13 protein-coding genes and 3 pseudogenes are annotated in these 16210 nt (G+C 60.2%); 11 read left to right on the top strand and 5 right to left on the bottom strand.

Features of this window, described 5'->3' with window-relative positions; all coding sequences use genetic code 11:
* Positions 1 to 3: 3 nt before the first annotated feature.
* On the bottom strand, positions 4 to 1809 hold the full coding sequence (gene edd, locus ACM62R_RS05750; RefSeq protein ID WP_415183101.1) for a phosphogluconate dehydratase: 1806 nt from the start codon (positions 1807 to 1809) through the stop codon (positions 4 to 6).
* 222 nt (positions 1810 to 2031) lie between these two features.
* Between edd and ACM62R_RS05745 the strand changes: the two genes are divergently transcribed.
* From ACM62R_RS05745 to pgi, 6 genes are all read left to right on the top strand, one after another.
* On the top strand, positions 2032 to 3258 hold the full coding sequence (locus tag ACM62R_RS05745) for an RSP_2647 family RNA methyltransferase (RefSeq protein ID WP_415183100.1): 1227 nt from the start codon (positions 2032 to 2034) through the stop codon (positions 3256 to 3258).
* Positions 3258 to 3800: an RSP_2648 family PIN domain-containing protein gene (locus ACM62R_RS05740; protein WP_415183114.1), complete on the top strand. Its 543-nt coding sequence runs from the start codon at positions 3258 to 3260 to the stop codon at positions 3798 to 3800. The genes ACM62R_RS05745 and ACM62R_RS05740 overlap by 1 nt, the downstream gene beginning before the upstream one ends.
* A 204-nt stretch (positions 3801 to 4004) precedes the next feature.
* Positions 4005 to 4517, top strand: a complete 513-nt coding sequence (locus ACM62R_RS05735) for a DUF2478 domain-containing protein (RefSeq protein WP_415183099.1) — start codon at positions 4005 to 4007, stop codon at positions 4515 to 4517.
* A 203-nt stretch (positions 4518 to 4720) separates the two neighbouring features.
* Complete coding sequence (zwf, locus tag ACM62R_RS05730; protein WP_415183098.1) at positions 4721 to 6175, top strand: glucose-6-phosphate dehydrogenase; 1455 nt, start codon at positions 4721 to 4723, stop codon at positions 6173 to 6175.
* Positions 6172 to 6843, top strand: a complete 672-nt coding sequence (pgl, locus tag ACM62R_RS05725; protein WP_415183097.1) for a 6-phosphogluconolactonase — start codon at positions 6172 to 6174, stop codon at positions 6841 to 6843. Before zwf ends, pgl begins: the two co-directional genes overlap by 4 nt.
* A gap of 1 nt (position 6844) precedes the next feature.
* Positions 6845 to 8461: a glucose-6-phosphate isomerase gene (gene pgi, locus ACM62R_RS05720; protein ID WP_415183096.1), complete on the top strand. Its 1617-nt coding sequence runs from the start codon at positions 6845 to 6847 to the stop codon at positions 8459 to 8461.
* A gap of 105 nt (positions 8462 to 8566) precedes the next feature.
* Here the strand turns inward: pgi and ACM62R_RS05715 are convergent, their stop codons facing one another.
* On the bottom strand, positions 8567 to 9805 hold the full coding sequence (locus tag ACM62R_RS05715) for an MFS transporter (protein WP_415183095.1): 1239 nt from the start codon (positions 9803 to 9805) through the stop codon (positions 8567 to 8569).
* Positions 9806 to 9879: 74 nt separating this feature from the next.
* Between ACM62R_RS05715 and ACM62R_RS05710 the strand changes: the two genes are divergently transcribed.
* From ACM62R_RS05710 to ACM62R_RS05695, 4 genes and pseudogenes are all read left to right on the top strand, one after another.
* Positions 9880 to 10509: a DNA-3-methyladenine glycosylase family protein gene (locus ACM62R_RS05710; protein WP_415183094.1), complete on the top strand. Its 630-nt coding sequence runs from the start codon at positions 9880 to 9882 to the stop codon at positions 10507 to 10509.
* Positions 10506 to 11171 (top strand): alpha/beta hydrolase, encoded by a 666-nt coding sequence (locus tag ACM62R_RS05705; RefSeq protein WP_415183093.1) that lies wholly within the window; start codon positions 10506 to 10508, stop codon positions 11169 to 11171. Before ACM62R_RS05710 ends, ACM62R_RS05705 begins: the two co-directional genes overlap by 4 nt.
* A 379-nt stretch (positions 11172 to 11550) precedes the next feature.
* Positions 11551 to 12150, top strand: a complete 600-nt coding sequence (locus ACM62R_RS05700; protein ID WP_415183092.1) for an HNH endonuclease — start codon at positions 11551 to 11553, stop codon at positions 12148 to 12150.
* A gap of 242 nt (positions 12151 to 12392) precedes the next feature.
* Positions 12393 to 13540 (top strand): annotated as a pseudogene (locus ACM62R_RS05695) (IS256 family transposase).
* A 22-nt stretch (positions 13541 to 13562) separates the two neighbouring features.
* Here the strand turns inward: ACM62R_RS05695 and ACM62R_RS05690 are convergent.
* Both ACM62R_RS05690 and ACM62R_RS05685 read right to left on the bottom strand, forming a co-directional pair.
* Positions 13563 to 13922 carry a hypothetical protein gene (locus ACM62R_RS05690; RefSeq protein ID WP_415183091.1) on the bottom strand — a complete coding sequence of 120 codons (360 nt, stop codon included), beginning with the start codon at positions 13920 to 13922 and terminating at the stop codon, positions 13563 to 13565.
* Between the two features lie 213 nt (positions 13923 to 14135).
* A complete protein-coding gene (locus ACM62R_RS05685) occupies positions 14136 to 14294 on the bottom strand; it encodes an AAA family ATPase (RefSeq protein WP_415183090.1) in 159 nt (52 codons plus the stop codon).
* A 204-nt stretch (positions 14295 to 14498) separates the two neighbouring features.
* Between ACM62R_RS05685 and ACM62R_RS05680 the strand changes: the two are divergent.
* Positions 14499 to 15091, top strand: a pseudogene (locus ACM62R_RS05680) (integrase core domain-containing protein); the annotation flags it as partial.
* A 216-nt stretch (positions 15092 to 15307) separates the two neighbouring features.
* Here ACM62R_RS05680 and ACM62R_RS05675 read toward each other — a convergent pair.
* Positions 15308 to 16154: pseudogene (locus ACM62R_RS05675) on the bottom strand (transposase).
* Positions 16155 to 16210 lie beyond the last annotated feature (56 nt).

Genomic DNA, 16210 nt, shown 5'->3' with positions numbered 1-16210 from the left:
ATTTCAAAGCACCACCGACGCGCCATCGGTCGCAGGGCCAACATTGCGCCGGAACACCTCGAAAAGCTCTCGTCCAATGCCGTGGCTGTTGGCCAAGAGGTCAGCCACCACGGGTTCCCGGTCGGCAAACCCTTCTGTCAGGCAGTCGATCCGGCCGATTATAGCATCCAGTCGAATGATATCGCCATCTTGCAGCCGGGCGAGGGGGCCACCGTCTGCCGCTTCGGGGCTGACGTGGATTGCGGCGGGAACCTTGCCCGAGGCGCCCGACATACGGCCATCAGTGATCAGCGCCACTTTTAATCCGCGTTCCTGAAGCACCGAAAGGGTGGGCGTCAGCGAATGCAGCTCTGGCATCCCGTTGGCGCGAGGGCCTTGAAAACGCACCACAACGATCGTGTCCGCAGTGAATTCACCACGCTGAAAGGCGGCTTTAACCTCATTCTGGTCATGGAAAATACGGGCGGGGGCCTCGGTTATCCGGCGTTCGGGGGCCACGGATGAGATCTTGATGACGCCGCGCCCAAGGTTGCCGTCAAGTTGTTTCAAGCCGCCAGACGGCGCAAACGGGCTGGCAGCGGGGCGCAAGATACGGTCATTGAGGCTTTCGCGGGGGCCGTCCTGCCAGACCAGCTCTCCGTCGATCAGTTTGGGTTCGCGTGCATAGCGCGCCAGACCGTCACCGGCGATTGTGCGCGCGTCGGCATGCAAAAACCCCGCGTCCAGCAATTGCCCGATCAAAAATCCAAGCCCACCTGCCGCATGGAAGTGATTCACATCAGCCAGGCTGTTGGGGTAAACCTTGGCCATCAGGGGCACCGCATCGGATACGGCATCGAAATCCTCCAGATCCAGCAAAATTCCGGCGGCCCGCGCCATTGCCGGCAAATGCAGCACAAGATTGGTTGACCCGCCCGTCGCCATCAAGCCTACCAACCCGTTCACAAATGCCCGCTCATCAAGGATTTCCCCTGCCGGGCGGTAATCGTTCCCCAGCGCGGTAATTTCGCTTGCGCGTTTCGCGCCGGCCATGGTCAGCGCCTCGCGCAGCGGTGTGCCGGGATTGACGAAAGAAGCGCCGGGCAGATGCAGGCCCATGAACTCCATCAGCATCTGATTGGTATTGGCGGTGCCGTAAAAGGTGCAGGTGCCCGGCCCGTGATAGCTGGCCATTTCAGCGGCCATAAGTTCCTCGCGCCCGATCTCGCCGGTGGCATAAAGCTGGCGCACCTTTGCCTTTTCATCGTTGGGTAGCCCCGAGGTCATGGGCCCGGCAGGAAGAAACACTGCGGGAACATGGCCGAAAGTAGCCGCCGCCATCACCAGCCCCGGCACGATCTTGTCGCAGACGCCAAGAAACACGGCGGCGTCAAAAGTGTTGTGGCTTAGCGCCACGCCCGCCGCCAGCGCGATCACGTCACGCGAAAAAAGCGACAGCTCCATTCCGGGTTGCCCCTGGGTTACGCCATCGCACATGGCCGGAACGCCACCCGCAACCTGTGCCGTGGCCCCGGCGGCACGGGCTGCCTTGCGGATCAGATCGGGATATGTCTCAAACGGCTGATGCGCGGAAAGCATGTCATTATAGGCCGTGACGATGCCCAGATTTGGCGCGCGTCCGGCGGCAAGGGCGGGTTTGTCGGTGGTCATGGCGGCGTACGCGTGGGCCTGATTGCCGCAAGTCAGATGGCCGCGCGCCGGCCCCGCATCGCCTGCTGCGCGGATCCGCGCCAGATACTCGGCCCGGCTTTGGGCAGAGCGGCTGCGGATACGGTCGGTGACGCGATCGATCACGGGGTGCAAGGGCATCGGGGTTCCTCGGGCAGGTTGGGGGCGTGTTGTTGAGGTTAACATACATGGTTAGCGCTAACAATGCAATCCCCACCCCATAAACCACGCCGGTGGTGCCTTTTTCGGTTTGGGGGAATAGCCTATGGTCCCCTCGCCTTTATACAGGATATGGCACCCTTTGCACTTGCCCCGTGATCGGGCTAGAGGGGGCGGCGCCCTTATTAGTGAAAGCCCAACCCAATGACCGAATCTGACATCAGCCAAACCTTGTCGCCCCCTGCCCGCCCTGTGGTGCGGTTGCGTCCAAAGGCCGAGGCGCGCGCGATCCGCCATGGTTTCCCGTGGGTTTATGCGGATGAGTTGGTCACTGATCGGCGCACCCAGGCACTGGCCCCCGGTGCATTGGCGGTGTTGGAAGACGCCGACCGTCGGCCCTTGGGCCTGGTGTGCGTCAACACCAAATCCAAGATCATCGCACGGATGTTGGACCGTAACCCCGAGGCTGTGATTGACCGGGATTGGCTTTCTGCGCGCCTGACCCGCGCCCTCCACCTTCGCGAACGGCTATATGATGCGCCCTTTTACCGGCTGGTCCATGCCGAGGCTGATGGGCTGCCCGGCGTCATCATTGACCGGTTTGGCGATGCGGCCGTCATTCAACCCAATGCCGCCTGGGCCGAGGCGCATCTTGACGCGTTGGCGGGCGCGCTGAGCGATGTGACCGGGGTGACGGCGATCGTGAAGAACGCCTCGGGGCGGTCGCGCAGTCTGGAAGGGCTGAATGAGGAAACGGTTCTGCTCTCGGGCGTTTTGGCGGGGCCGGTGCAGGTGCCGATGAATGGCGCGGTCTATATGGCCAATCTGCTGGGCGGGCAGAAAACCGGGCTGTTCTTCGATCAGCGCCCGAACCATGCCTTTGCCGCGCGTCTGGCCAAAGGGGCGCGGGTACTGGACGTATTTTCGCATGTGGGTGGCTTTGCGTTGGCGGCATTGGCGGCAGGGGCTGAAAGCGCGGTGGCGGTTGACGGGTCTGCGCCCGCGCTGGCGCTGGCCGAGGCGGGGGCGGATGCGATGGGGGCGGCGGACCGTCTGACCTCGCGTCAGGGCGATGCCTTTGCGGCGCTTGAGGCGTTGGCCGCCGAGGGCGCACGGTTTGACCTTGTGGTCTGTGACCCGCCCGCCTTTGCCCCGTCAAAAGCCGCGTTGGAGGCGGGGCTGCGGGCCTATGAAAGGATCGCGCGTCTGGCGGCGCCGCTGGTGGCGCCCGGGGGTTATCTGGTGCTGTGTTCGTGTTCGCACGCGGCCGATCTGGCGCATTTTCGCAACGCCAGCGCGCGCGGTATTGGCCGGGGCGGGCGGCGTGGGCAGTTGATCCATACTGGATCGGCCGGGCCGGACCATCCGGTGTTGCCGCAACTGGCGGAAAGCGGATATCTGAAGGCGCTGTTCTTTCGGCTGGATGGATGATGAAGGCGGTTCTGGATGCTTGCGTTCTTTACCCCACGGTATTGCGCGAAATCCTGATCGGCGTCGCACGGGCGGGTCTTTATACGCCGCTGTGGTCCGCGCGGATTTTGGAAGAATGGGCGCGCGCAACGCGCAAGCTGGGCCCGGTGGCAGAAGTCGTTGCGCGGGGAGAAATCGCAGCGTTGAAGGCCATGTTTCCCGCAGCGATGGTAGCGGCGAGACCCGGGTTGGAGGCGCGCCTGCACCTGCCTGATGAAAACGACATCCACGTTCTGGCATGTGCGGTTGCAGGCCATGCCGATGCGATCCTTACGGTAAACGCCGCCGATTTTCCGCGTGGGGTGCTGGCCGAAGAAGGGGTTGCGCGGCGCGATCCGGACGGTTTCTTATGGGAGTTATGGTCACGCGATCCCGAACCCGTCGCGCGTATAGTTGAGGCCGTGCGCGCCGAGGCCGAGCGGCTTTCGCAGCAACCGCAACCCTTGCGACCCCTCTTGAAGCGCGCGCGCCTGCCGCGCCTTGGAAAGGCGTTAACAGCCTGAGGGAGTCTCTGGCGGTGCCGGCAGGAGCCTCCGGCGGAAGTATTTTTCGCCAAAAAAAAGCGCATCATTTGCAGGGTTTTGGGTTGGCGCTGATATGGTGTCGGGTTGGTGGCTGTTGGGGGTTTTGGGGTTTGCAGCACGCTTGACGGCCTGGGTCGACTGAGGTTGATTGATCTGGTGAGTCTTCGACGAAGGGACGGCAGGGTGCTGGGTTATATTTGCATGGAACAGCGCGGTGAGGCTGACCGGATGCTGGCCCATCTGGCGCAGGAGCTCGTCTTGGGGGGGGTATCCCTGGTCGGGATGGTGCAAGACGACGATACGCTGGGCCCGTGCGATATGGCGCTGCGGTTGTTGCCAGGTGGCGTGCGGGTTGCGCTGTCGCAGCCCTTGGGTAAGGGCTCGAGCGGCTGCAAACTGGACCCGGGTGCATTGGAGCAGGCGGTGGGCTGGGTCGAGCGGCAACTGGAGGCAGGTGCGGATGGCGCTGATCCGGCGTCGCTGATGATACTCAATAAATTCGGACGACAAGAGGCTGCGGGACGCGGCTGTCGGGGATTGATTGGATGGGCGCTGGCGAACGGCCTTCCGGTGCTTTTGTCGGTTCCACTGGAAACCCGGTCCGAATTTGCGCAGTTTACCTGTGGTATGGCGGAGGAAGTGGCCGCAGAACCTGCGGCCTTGCGGGATTGGTTGACACGCGCAGGTATTGGCTGAACCTTTAGCCCCTGGGACGTTAGCGGGTGAGCGGCCTTTGCGATACGTCTGCGCGTCCCTTAACACAGAAAGGACATTGGCGAGGATTGCGCGCGGTGTGGGGATCTCTGGTTGATTGGGCGGTCCGATGCTAGACTTTTCTTCTATCGCGGAGTAAAGGAAAGCGTTAGCGCTAACAAAACTTGCGAACAGGGAAACAAAATATGGTCTCGCGCGTAATTCCAGTCGATTCGTTTGACCTTGTGATTTTTGGGGCCACGGGCGACTTGGCCCGCCGCAAGATACTGCCGGGGTTATACCGACGTTTTCTGGCAGGCCAGATTACCGACACAGCCCGTATTATCGGCGCTGCCCGTTCACAGATGGATACGACCGAGTTCCGATCCCAGGTTGCCGCCGCGATCGAAGAGTTTGTGGGCGCATCAAAGCGGGACGAAAGCCAGATTGCCGCGTTTGTGAACATCCTCGATTATGTGGCGATTGACGTGAAAGGCGATACCGGCTGGACCGAACTCAAGGCCAAAATGCGCAGCGATACGGTACAGGCGTTTTACTTTTCGGTTGCGCCGTCGTTATTTGGCGACATTGCGAACCGGCTGCACAAACATACCATCGCCACGCCTGAGTGCCGGATCGTGGTGGAAAAACCCTTTGGGCGCGATCTGGCCTCGGCGCGTGCGCTGAACGCCACGCTGGCCGCACATTTTACCGAAGCGCAGATTTACCGGATCGACCACTATCTGGGCAAGGAAACCGTGCAGAACCTGATGGCTGTGCGCTTTGCCAATATCCTGTTCGAGCCGCTGTGGAATTCGCAATACGTTGACCATGTGCAGATTACCGTTGCCGAAACCGTCGGTGTGGGTGGGCGCGGCAGCTACTATGACCGTTCGGGTGCGATGCGCGACATGGTGCAAAACCATATGATGCAGCTTTTGTGCCTGATTGCGATGGAGCCGCCCTATCACTTTGACCCGGATGCCGTGCGCGACGAAAAACTGAAGGTGATCCGCGCGCTTGATCCGGTTGGGCACGAAGATATCGTGCGCGGCCAATACCTGCCCCGCGGCGAAGACGGCGGTTATCTGGCTGATGCCGAAAACCCCGCCAGCAAGACAGAAAGCTACGTTGCGCTGAAGGTTCATGTTGCCAACTGGCGCTGGACAGGTACGCCCTTCTACCTGCGCACCGGCAAGCGGCTGCGCGCGCGGGCCTCGGAAATTGCGATCACCTTCAAGGAACCACCCCATTCGATTTTCGACGATGCCGAAGGCTGGCGTGAAAACGTGCTGGTGATCAGGCTGCAACCGAATGAGGGGATGAACCTCAAGGTGATGATCAAGGAGCCGGGGCCGGGCGGCATGCGCCTTGTGCAGGTGCCGCTTGATATGTCTTTTGCCGAGGCGTTGGGCGAAGAGGGCACAGATATTCCCGATGCGTATGAACGGCTGATCATGGATGTGATCCGCGGCAACCAGACCCTGTTCATGCGCGGCGATGAGGTTGAGGCGGCCTGGGCCTGGACTGACCCGATCATCGCCGGATGGGAGGCGCGGGGCGACCGCCCGCAGTCCTATGACGCAGGCTCATCAGGGCCGGAAGATGCGTTGATGTTGCTGCACCGCGATGGCCGCCGCTGGAGGGAGATCCGCGAATGAACCTGATCGAATATCCCGACCGTGAATTTTTGATGCTGGGTCTGGCAGACCGTATCGCTTCGGAACTGGGTGAGACGCTGCGGGCAAACGGCAGGGCCACGCTGTCGGTGCCGGGTGGCACAACGCCGGGGTCGGTGTTCGACCTGCTCTCAGAGGTGGACCTTGACTGGGCCAATATCGCGGTTTTGCTGAATGATGAACGCTGGGTGCCCGAAGGCTCGCCCCGCTCCAATACAAGGCTGCTTCGGGAACGCCTGTTGCGCGGACGCGCGGCCCCGGCGCAACTGGTGCCGCTTTACGCCGATGCGGCCACCCCTGAGGAACGGCTTGAGGCGTTGGCTGAAGGCATCGCGCCGCATTTGCCGATCTCGGTTCTGCTGCTGGGGATGGGGGCGGACATGCATACTGCAAGCCTTTTTCCCGATGCCGATCATCTGGAACAGGCATTGTCCCCCGATGCACCCGTGCTGATGGCGCTGCGTGCCGATGCCGCAGGCGAGCCGCGCATCACCCTGACCGCGCCGGTGTTGCAAGACGCGATGCACGTTCATGTGCTGATTACCGGCGATGAAAAGCGCGAAGCGATTGACCGCGCGGCGAAACTTTCTCCGAATGAGGCCCCGATCCGCATTGTGCTGGATCACGCCACCATCCATTGGGCAAAATGACATGCTGAACATCTGGGACGATCTGCACCACCACCATGAGGCTGTAAAAGCCCGCCCGATCCTTGATCTTTTCGCCCATGATGGCCGGGCTGCGGGCTTTAGCGCGCAATTCGACGGGTTCCTGTTCGACTATTCCAAAACCAACATCGACGCCAAGGCGCGCAACCTGTTGATCCGGCTGGCGGAAAAAGCTGGCCTGACGAAACGCCGCGAGGCAATGTTTACTGGCGCCAAGATCAATGAGACCGAAGGCCGGGCCGTGCTGCATACTGCTCTGCGCAATCTCGATGGCGAAATTTTGGTCAACGGGCAGGACGTGATGCCTGCGGTCCGCGCCACCTACGCGCGGATGCAGGGCTTTGCCGAAGATATCCGCGAAGGCCGGTTTACCGGGCAAGGCGGGCGTATCACCGATGTCGTCAATATCGGGATTGGCGGGTCAGACCTTGGCCCGGCCATGGCTACGCTGGCGCTGGCGCATTACCACGATGGGCCGCGCTGCCATTTCGTCTCGAACGTCGATGGCGCGCATATCCATGACACGCTGGTCGGGCTTGACCCAGAAACGACGCTGGTAATTGTCGCCTCTAAAACCTTCACCACGATCGAGACGATGACCAACGCCGAAACCGCCCGCAAATGGATGGCGGCAAAGGTGGCCGACCCGGCGGCGCAATTTGCGGCCCTGTCATCAGCGACCGACAAGACAGGCGCCTTCGGTATCGACGCCTCTCGCGTCTTTGGCTTTGAGGATTGGGTCGGGGGGCGCTATTCGATCTGGGGGCCCATCGGGCTGGCGCTGATGATCGCGGTGGGGTCGGCGCGGTTTTCGCAGTCTCTGGCTGGTGCGAGGGCAATGGACGACCATTTCCGCACCACGCCGTTTGAGACGAATCTACCGGTTTTGCTGGCGCTGACCGGGGTCTGGCACAACCAGATCTGTGGCTATGCGACCCGCGCGGTGCTGCCCTATGACCAGCGCCTTGCAAGGTTGCCCGCCTACCTGCAACAGCTTGAAATGGAAAGCAACGGCAAGCGCGTGGCAATGGACGGCAGTGATCTGCCCTACAACTCCGGCCCCGTCGTCTGGGGCGAACCGGGTACGAATGGCCAGCACGCCTTTTACCAGCTCATCCATCAGGGCACCCGTATCATCCCATGTGAATTCCTGCTGGCCGCCGAAGGGCAAGAGCCTGATCTTGCGCATCAACACCTGCTGCTTGCGGCCAACTGCCTTGCCCAATCCGAGGCGCTGATGCGGGGCCGGTCGCTTGCCGAGGCGACCGAACTTATGGCGGCAAAGGGGCTGACCGGGGCTGAGCGCGACCGCCAGGCACGCCACCGTGTCTTTCCCGGCAACCGCCCGTCAACGACACTGCTTTACCCCAAACTCACACCGCAAATCCTGGGCGCAATTATCGCGCTTTACGAACACCGCGTCTTTGTCGAAGGGGTGATCCTTGGGATCAACAGCTTTGACCAATGGGGGGTTGAACTGGGCAAGGAACTGGCGGTGGCCCTGACCCCGGTGCTGGAGGGCAAGGCTGATGCGGCAGGTAAGGACGGCTCTACCCGCCAACTGGTTGCGCGGCTTCGTTTGCTGCGTACCCGCACATAAACCAGCACTCTGATAATAGATTGATCCAGACGAAGGGCCAAACCCCTTTCGCCGCGACTATGGTCTGGCAAAGCCTGCAACGCTGGGACTGCCCCCCATATTCGCCTACCGCGTCTCTTTCGGGCGTAGCGTCAGCCAGATCAGCGCGCCGCCCGCCAACACCAAAAACGGCAGCATCGCCATATTGACCGCTTGCCAGCCCGCCTGCGGGTCACCCGAGGCCGAGCAATTCATCAACCCGCCCGAACTGAGCGAGGCTACAAACACGCCGCCAAAAACCACGAAATCGTTGATGCCCTGAATATGGCCGCGCTCTTCGGGGGCGTGGGCTGACGCCAGCATCGCGGTTGATCCGATAAAGCCAAAGTTCCACCCCAGCCCCAGCAGAACCAGCGCAATGTAAAATTGGGCCAGGTCCACCCCCGACATGGCCACCGCCCCCGAGGCGGCAAGTATGACCATACCCGTGCCAACGATCACTTCGCGGCCAAAACGCGCGATCAGATGGCCGGTGAAAAAGCTGGGCACATACATTGCCAGCACATGCGCCGACACGATGTCAGCTGCATGCCCTGCCTCATAGCCACAGCCGACCACCGCCAACGGCGTCGATGTCATCACCAGATTCATCAAGGCGTAGGATACCATCGCGCAGATCATAGCGACGATGATCACCGGATCACGCAGCAGTTCACGCCGCGACCGCCCCGGATGCGCGCTGCCTTTCGCACGGCGGCCGGGGGTGGGGATGTCGAGAAAATAAAACAGGACCGGGCCCAGAATGTTCAAGCCGATGATCGCAAGATATGTCGCCATGAATGGCACCACCATCGCCTGGCTGGTCAGTTTGACCAGTTGCGGCCCGATGATGGCCGCAGCCAACCCGCCCGCCATGACATAGGAAATGGCTTTGGGCTGAAACTCCGGGCTGGCGGTATCGGTCGCGGCAAAACGGTAAAACCCCTGTGCCGACATATAGATACCGGTCAGAAAAGACCCGGCCATGAACAGCCCGAATGACCCGACATATAGCGCGCGCGCGGCGATGGCCGCCCCTACCCCGCCCGCAACCGTCGCCAGAATGAAACCCGCGCGCCGACCGTAGTTTTGCATGAACTCCGATAGTGGCTGCGCCGACAGAACCGACCCCAACACGATCAGCGACAGCGGCAGTGTGGACCAACACGGGTTTGACGCAAGGCTCTGCCCTGCCAACCCGCCGACGATGAAGATCATCGACATCTGCGACCCCAAAAACGCCTGCGCCAGCACCAGCACAGTCAGGTTGCGCTTGGCGCGTGAATCCGGGCCGGGGGAATCGGTGTGTTCTGTGATTTCGCTCATTCCCCTGATTAACCGGGTGCGAACGGCGAGGAAAGGGGCTGGCGCACGGGCCATTGCTGGGGCACCCTGCGCCCATGACACAAGTGATCATCGAGGCTGACACCGATATCGCGCGCGGCGCCGCGTTTCTGGCCACGGCCGAGCCGCGCTTTGCCCTGGCCCTTCGGGCAACCGGCCCCTTGCCGCTGCGCCGCCGGGCGGACGGATTTGCGGCGCTGCGTGATGCGATCATCGGCCAGCAGGTTTCGGTCGCGTCAGCGCGGGCAATTTCCGCGCGGATGCAGGCGGCGGGCCTGGCCGAAGAGGCGGCGGTTGCGGCGGCCAGCGATGAGGCATTGCGCGGTTGCGGCCTGTCGCGGCAGAAAATCCGCTATCTTTCGGGGTTGGCGCGCGCAGGGCTTGATTATCCGGGCCTGCGCCAGATGCCCGATGCCGACGTGATTACCCATCTGACCGCCCTGCCCGGCATTGGCCGCTGGACCGCCGAGATGTATCTGATGTTCGCGCTGGGGCGGGCGGATGTGTTTGCCGCTGATGATCTGGCCCTTGCCGAGGCTGCGCGGTTGCTTTTTGAGCTGCCCGACCGACCCCGGCCCAAGCCGTTTACCGAAATGGCGCAGGCGTGGTCGCCCTGGCGGGCGGTTGCGGCGCGGCTGCTCTGGGCTTACTACGCAAAGGCCAAATCACGCGAGGGGGTCATATGACGCGCAAATTGCAGGCCGGGCGCCGGGGGCCAAAATCAGGCAAGACGAAATCCGTGGTGGTGTTCTTGCATGGATACGGCGCCGACGGGGCCGATCTTCTGGGCCTTGCCGATCCGTTGGCACCGCACCTGCCCGACACGCTGTTTGTCGCCCCCGATGCGCCTGAGCCCTGTTCCGGCAACCCTTTCGGGCGGCAGTGGTTTTCGATCCCCTGGCTTGACGGCTCAACCGATGCCGAGGCTGCCGCGGGGCTGGATCTGGCGGCGCGCGATGTGAATGCCTTTCTGGATGATCTGCTGGAAGAAACGGGCGTAACCCCCTTAAAAATGGCGGTTATCGGTTTTTCACAGGGCACGATGATGGCACTGCAGGTGATCCCGCGCCGCGCCAAGCCAATCGCCGGTATTGTCGGCTTTTCAGGCCGGTTGTTGCAGCCCGAAAAGCTGGCCGCCGAGGCCGTCAGCAAGCCGCCGGTTTTGCTGCTGCATGGGGACGCCGACCCGATGGTGCCGTTTGCCGATATGGGGCTGGCGGCGGATACATTGGTGGCGGCGGGGTTTGAAACCTATGCCCATGTAATGAAGGGCACGGGCCACGGGATTGCACCTGACGGGCTGTCTGTCGCGCTGGGGTTTTTGAAAGATTGCCTCGAAAGGGCTTGAACTTTCCTGCGCAGAGGCCCACGTTCCAGTCAAGAAGAAGGAGACCGCCATGGAAATCACCTTGCTGACCGCACTGGCACTCGTTTCGGTCGCGCTCATCGTGTTCCGGGCAAACGCGCCACAGCCGCAAAAACTTGCCATTCGGGCACGCCGCTGACATCAGGCTTGGGCAAACCGCCCGGCATTTTTCAATCTGTCCGAATTGCCCCAGCGCATGTCAATTGCGCGTGATCTGGGGGCGTTAAGCCCGTGCTGGTCGCATATCGCTACTAGGCGGGGCTTGTTCTCGGTCAAACGCCATATATAGTTTTATTATGCCGGGGCGGGGTTCCCCGCCTTGGTGCCGACTCAGGCTGACCGGGCGAGGGCACATTGACCGATGCTGGAGCATAGCACCTACACGGATTTCAGAACGCAGTTCGTGCGTGAGGCTGCTGCCTTGCGGCGGTTTCCGGCGCTGGTTTTGAATGCGGACTATCGCCCACTATGTTATTACCCGCTGTCGGTCTGGCCATGGCAAGAAGCGATCAAGGCCGCCTACCTGGACCGGGTCGCAATACTGGCCGAATATGACGAGGTCGTTCACAGTCAACGCACGGCAATACGCATCCCTTCAGTCGTGGTGCTTAAAGAATATATCAAGCCTCAGAAACGCGTAGCCTTCACGCGCTTCAATCTTTTTCTGCGGGATGAGTTTCGTTGCCAGTACTGCGGATCAAAGGGCGACCTGACCTTCGATCATGTGCTGCCCCGATCGCGGGGCGGCGTGACCAGTTGGGAAAATGTGGTCGCCGCCTGTTCACCCTGCAATCTGAAAAAGGCCAACAAGTCGCTGAAACAGGCGGGAATGCGCCTTGACCGCCCTCCTAAGCGGCCCGACGCGGCACAAATGCAGGCAATCGGGCGGCGCTTTCCACAGGCCTATCAGCATGCCAGTTGGCTGGACTACCTCTACTGGGAGGCCGAGCTGGAAGCATAACGAAAGTGTGGTTCTCTTTGTGTCGACCTCATCGTCATTGAACCATCCATTGGCCAATGCGTTAGCCATCACTGCATTCTGGTTATCGGTATAGGCAACCAGCGCAAGGCTTTTTTCCGCGCGACTGCAGATCACATAGAGAAGACGAGATATAGCTGAAAGTTGGTGATGGCCGCTGAGGGGCGGCATATCATGGCGTTGTTCACGCGCCGCAATTCTCTGTTGAGAAAAGGATATGCCACATGACGACAGATATTATCACTCAATCGACCGATCCATATGGATTTTCGCCCGATCCGCTGACGGACCTCCTTCGATCAGGTGCGCCACGGTCACTTGCCTGAACGCGTCGTCGCCCCGGTCCCGCACACGCGGCATCTTGACCGGCACTGCGCCGATCCCGGTGATGAGAGGGTGCGCAAGGCCAAATCTACCGAAGACCTTCTGCCCTGACCTTACCTTAAGGGCATTTTCACAGGCGACTTTCACGAAGCTCTTGCCGCCCCGCTTGGCCCGAACGCGGCCTGGCTGTCATCGACGACAATCGCGCGGCTCAAAGCTGATTGGTGAGAGGAATATGACCGCTGGCAGCGCCGCGATCTCAGCACCCGGCGCTTTATTTTTATCTGGGCCGATGGCGTCTATTTCCGCCCGCGAAAGGCTGAGGGAAAACAATATGTTCTGGTGCGATCGGCGCTGACGAATGGGGCCGTAAGGAAATTATCGGCCCCGCTGACGGTTACCGTGAAAGCACCCAGAGCTGGCGCGAATTACTGTTGGATTTGCAGCAACGTGGGCTGAACCATGCCCCCGATCTTGCCATTGGCTCCTCTCATCGCTGCAAGCGGCGATTGCCGGGCAACGGATGGTGCATTGGGCTTCTGGAACGCGCTGCGCGAACTCTATGGCGCGACCAACGAACAGCGCTGCAGGTTCCATAAAACCGGCAACGTGCTGAACGCGATGCCCAAGTCGATCCAAGTCAAAGCCAAAGGCCACCTACATGACATCTTGCAGAGGCCGAAACCCGCACGGATGCCGAGGCTGCGCTTGATCTTTTCGTCGCAACATACGGTGTGAAATACGAAAAGGTCGCCGCCAAACTGACCAAAGACCGCAACGTGCCAGGGGCATTCCATGCCTTCCCCGCTAAGCATTGGAAACACATCCGAACGACCCACCCCATGAGCGCACCTTTGCCACGGTTCGGCATCGCACCGGCAATAGCAAAGGATGCCCCTGCCGCAAAACGGGCCTTGCCACGGCGTTCAAGCTGATGATGTCAGCCCAGACCAAATGGCGCAACCTCAACGGCGCGAACCGCATGCCTGAGATCATCCATGGGATCGAATTCAAGGACGGGATCAAGCAACTCCAAAACGCCGCCTGATCACGCCGTTACCAACTTTCGGTCATAGCTCACCAAAGCCACGTTGTGCGCTGATTTCATCAATCGGGATGAGGCCCTTGAAAGGGTTTCCATCGATAGCTTCCGCGTCGGCTGTCAAATGTTGAGGCTGTGCAATGCCGTGTTTCGGGTCGATCAGCAATTTAGGATCTAAAGTATAAACTTTAACGAAGAAATGCTTGTTCAATCGACGTTGTAAAAGCTCGGGAAGCGTTGCCGGCCAGAGTTTGAATGGCATCTTACCTTCGCCGCTCTGCTCGGGCTTGTCGAGTGATTGAACTCTAAGCGCATCACCCCTTGCCGCCAAATAGTCTTTCTGTAACCGCGCGGAGTCGTTTGGCTCAAATCTCAAGCGAACGCCCAAACGTCCATCATCCTAATCCAGTGTGGGTATCAGCTTTTGAACAAAGTGCGCTTCAGATTTGGGAACATCGAGCCAGACATCGAGAAAAGGTGCAACCCCAGGTCAATCGGAGGTTGGCAGAACTTCATCTTTCGCCTTGGCTTTCTCCCAAGAGCGCCCCCATCATGTCAATAGACCGCCAATGTGAAAGGGTGAAATCGTTCAGCGAAAAACTCAAGCAATCTCGCTCAACCAAAAATGTCGCAACGCAACCATAGCGGAACTCTTGCCGCTATTATTGGCTCCTACAAAGACAGTTGTCTTTTTTGAAAAGCCAACTCGCACACCCAGAAATTTTTTGAAATTGCCGATTTCAACCAATTCAATATGCATCATTTCCCCCCTGTTTTGGAGCATGTCCAATCACCTACCGCCATGCAATCTGCGCGTGTAGGTTTAGCTGGCAGCAGCTGAGAAAGATGAGGCATTGTTGGCCGTAGCCGTAGCCGTAGCCGGAGCCAGCTCCCTAATTCATCTCTCGCGCCATTACCTCCGCCTGTTGCACCACATGCTTGATCCCCTCGGCCTGCAGATCCGGTGGGAACCCGGGCGCCGATCCTGGTCAAGGCATGGCCAGACGCCCGATGGTCGATGGATTTCGTCCATGACCAGTTCGTCTGCGGACGGCGGTTCCGGATTCTGAACGTGGTCGATGATGTCACTCGGGAAGGCCTCACGGCTATTCCGGATACCTCGATTTCCGGGCGCCGCGTTGCGCAAGACCTCACGACCCTGATCGAACGGCGCCGAAAGCCGGGAATGATTGTCAGCATTAACGGCATCGAACTGACCAGTAACGCGATCTTAACCTTTGCCACAGAACGCAAGATCGAATGGCATTACATTGCGCCGGACAAGCCCATACAAAACGGAGTCGTCGAGAGTTTTAATGGGCGCCTGCATGATGAATTGCTCACCGAGACCATCTTCCGGAACATGGCCCATGCCCATGCCCATGCTGTAATTCGGGCATGGGCTGCTGACTTTAACGAACATGCCCGCATTCGGCACTTGGCTACCAGACGCCCAAGGTATTCGCCCAACGCCTGATCACCGTAACCGACACCCACGCAGCGCCGTCTGATAGCTCCGCGCAGGTGTCGGTTGCTCTGACTGCGCCACATGGCGTATCAACCCAAAGGGCTTGGTCCCGATTGGATGACAATTTGGCGGCAGGCCCTAGAAACACACGGCTCATGCCCGAAAACGCGGCTTTCACGGAACAAGTAAAACCACACAGGAGCAACTCGACCTCTTCGACACTCTCAACCTGCCAAAACCGGCCTGACAACACCCATGTTGTAACATTTCCGGCCATTCGGCCTGTATGGAATCAATTGCTTAGGTCATGTTGACAAAAGGCGGCCCCAGAGGCGGATGGACGTGATGTCTATAAAGCCAAGGAAGCTCTCGGCGGTTTTGTCGTAGCGGGTTGCGGCACGTCGAGCATTTTTCAGCTTGTTGAAGCACCGTTCGACGAGGTTGCGCAACGAATACAGCGAATGATGCACACCGACGCGCATTTTGCGGAATTTGCGCATGGAAATTCGAGTGAGAACGTCGCGTGCCTCCATCTTTTCCCGAATGCTGTCAGGATCATAGCCTCGGTCTGCCAGCAAGACACTCGGCTCTGGCAGGTTGTCGGCCATGACCAGATCGAACCCCAGAGAATCCGACGTCTGGCCCGGCGTGATTTCGGTTTTCATGGGTAGGCCCGCTGCATTGACGCGAAGGTGGATCTTGGTCGTGAAGTGGAAGGTGGCCCAGAAAACGGTCCGGTGGACCGTTTTCCCACCGGACGGTCTTGAACGGCCAAAACCCTATCGCGGAGTCCCCCTTTTGCGCCCGCTGCCTCCCTCTCGGGACATCGCAAGGGCGATGCCCTGCCGGGCTATGGATGGTGTGCGCGGATAACGGTGCTGTCGATCATTTGTAGGGCGTCCGGCACGGCCCGGCAATGGTTCAAAGCTTCCATGATATCTTCCCAGAGCCCCGCCAGTGTCCAAGTCGGAACTGCCGATAGACGCTCGACCACTTGCCGAACTCTTCAGGTAGGTCACGCAACGGGGCGCCGGTGCGCGCGATCCAGAAAATCCCATCAAGAACAAGGCGGTGGTTGGTCGGCTTGTGCCCGTTCGGCGCACAGACTGCCAAGATGAAACGTTCAAAGAACACCCATTCCGCGTCCGACATCAGGTCTCGAGTATCCGTCTTGATCAAGCCGTTTTTTTCACCCAATTTCGGTCAGC

The sequence above is a fragment of the Phaeovulum sp. genome, from assembly GCF_047638075.1.
Classification (GTDB): Bacteria; Pseudomonadota; Alphaproteobacteria; order Rhodobacterales; family Rhodobacteraceae; genus UBA6197.
This window is presented reverse-complemented; position numbering and strand designations above follow the sequence as displayed.

Coding starts and splice junctions, on each gene's coding strand:
- edd (WP_415183101.1), bottom strand. CDS start 1,809: ATGCCCTTGCACCCCGTGATCGATCGCGTCACCGACCGTATCCGCAGC.
- ACM62R_RS05745 (WP_415183100.1), top strand. CDS start 2,032: ATGACCGAATCTGACATCAGCCAAACCTTGTCGCCCCCTGCCCGCCCT.
- ACM62R_RS05740 (WP_415183114.1), top strand. CDS start 3,258: ATGAAGGCGGTTCTGGATGCTTGCGTTCTTTACCCCACGGTATTGCGC.
- zwf (WP_415183098.1), top strand. CDS start 4,721: ATGGTCTCGCGCGTAATTCCAGTCGATTCGTTTGACCTTGTGATTTTT.
- pgl (WP_415183097.1), top strand. CDS start 6,172: ATGAACCTGATCGAATATCCCGACCGTGAATTTTTGATGCTGGGTCTG.
- pgi (WP_415183096.1), top strand. CDS start 6,845: ATGCTGAACATCTGGGACGATCTGCACCACCACCATGAGGCTGTAAAA.
- ACM62R_RS05715 (WP_415183095.1), bottom strand. CDS start 9,805: ATGAGCGAAATCACAGAACACACCGATTCCCCCGGCCCGGATTCACGC.
- ACM62R_RS05710 (WP_415183094.1), top strand. CDS start 9,880: ATGACACAAGTGATCATCGAGGCTGACACCGATATCGCGCGCGGCGCC.
- ACM62R_RS05705 (WP_415183093.1), top strand. CDS start 10,506: ATGACGCGCAAATTGCAGGCCGGGCGCCGGGGGCCAAAATCAGGCAAG.
- ACM62R_RS05700 (WP_415183092.1), top strand. CDS start 11,551: ATGCTGGAGCATAGCACCTACACGGATTTCAGAACGCAGTTCGTGCGT.
- ACM62R_RS05685 (WP_415183090.1), bottom strand. CDS start 14,294: ATGCATATTGAATTGGTTGAAATCGGCAATTTCAAAAAATTTCTGGGT.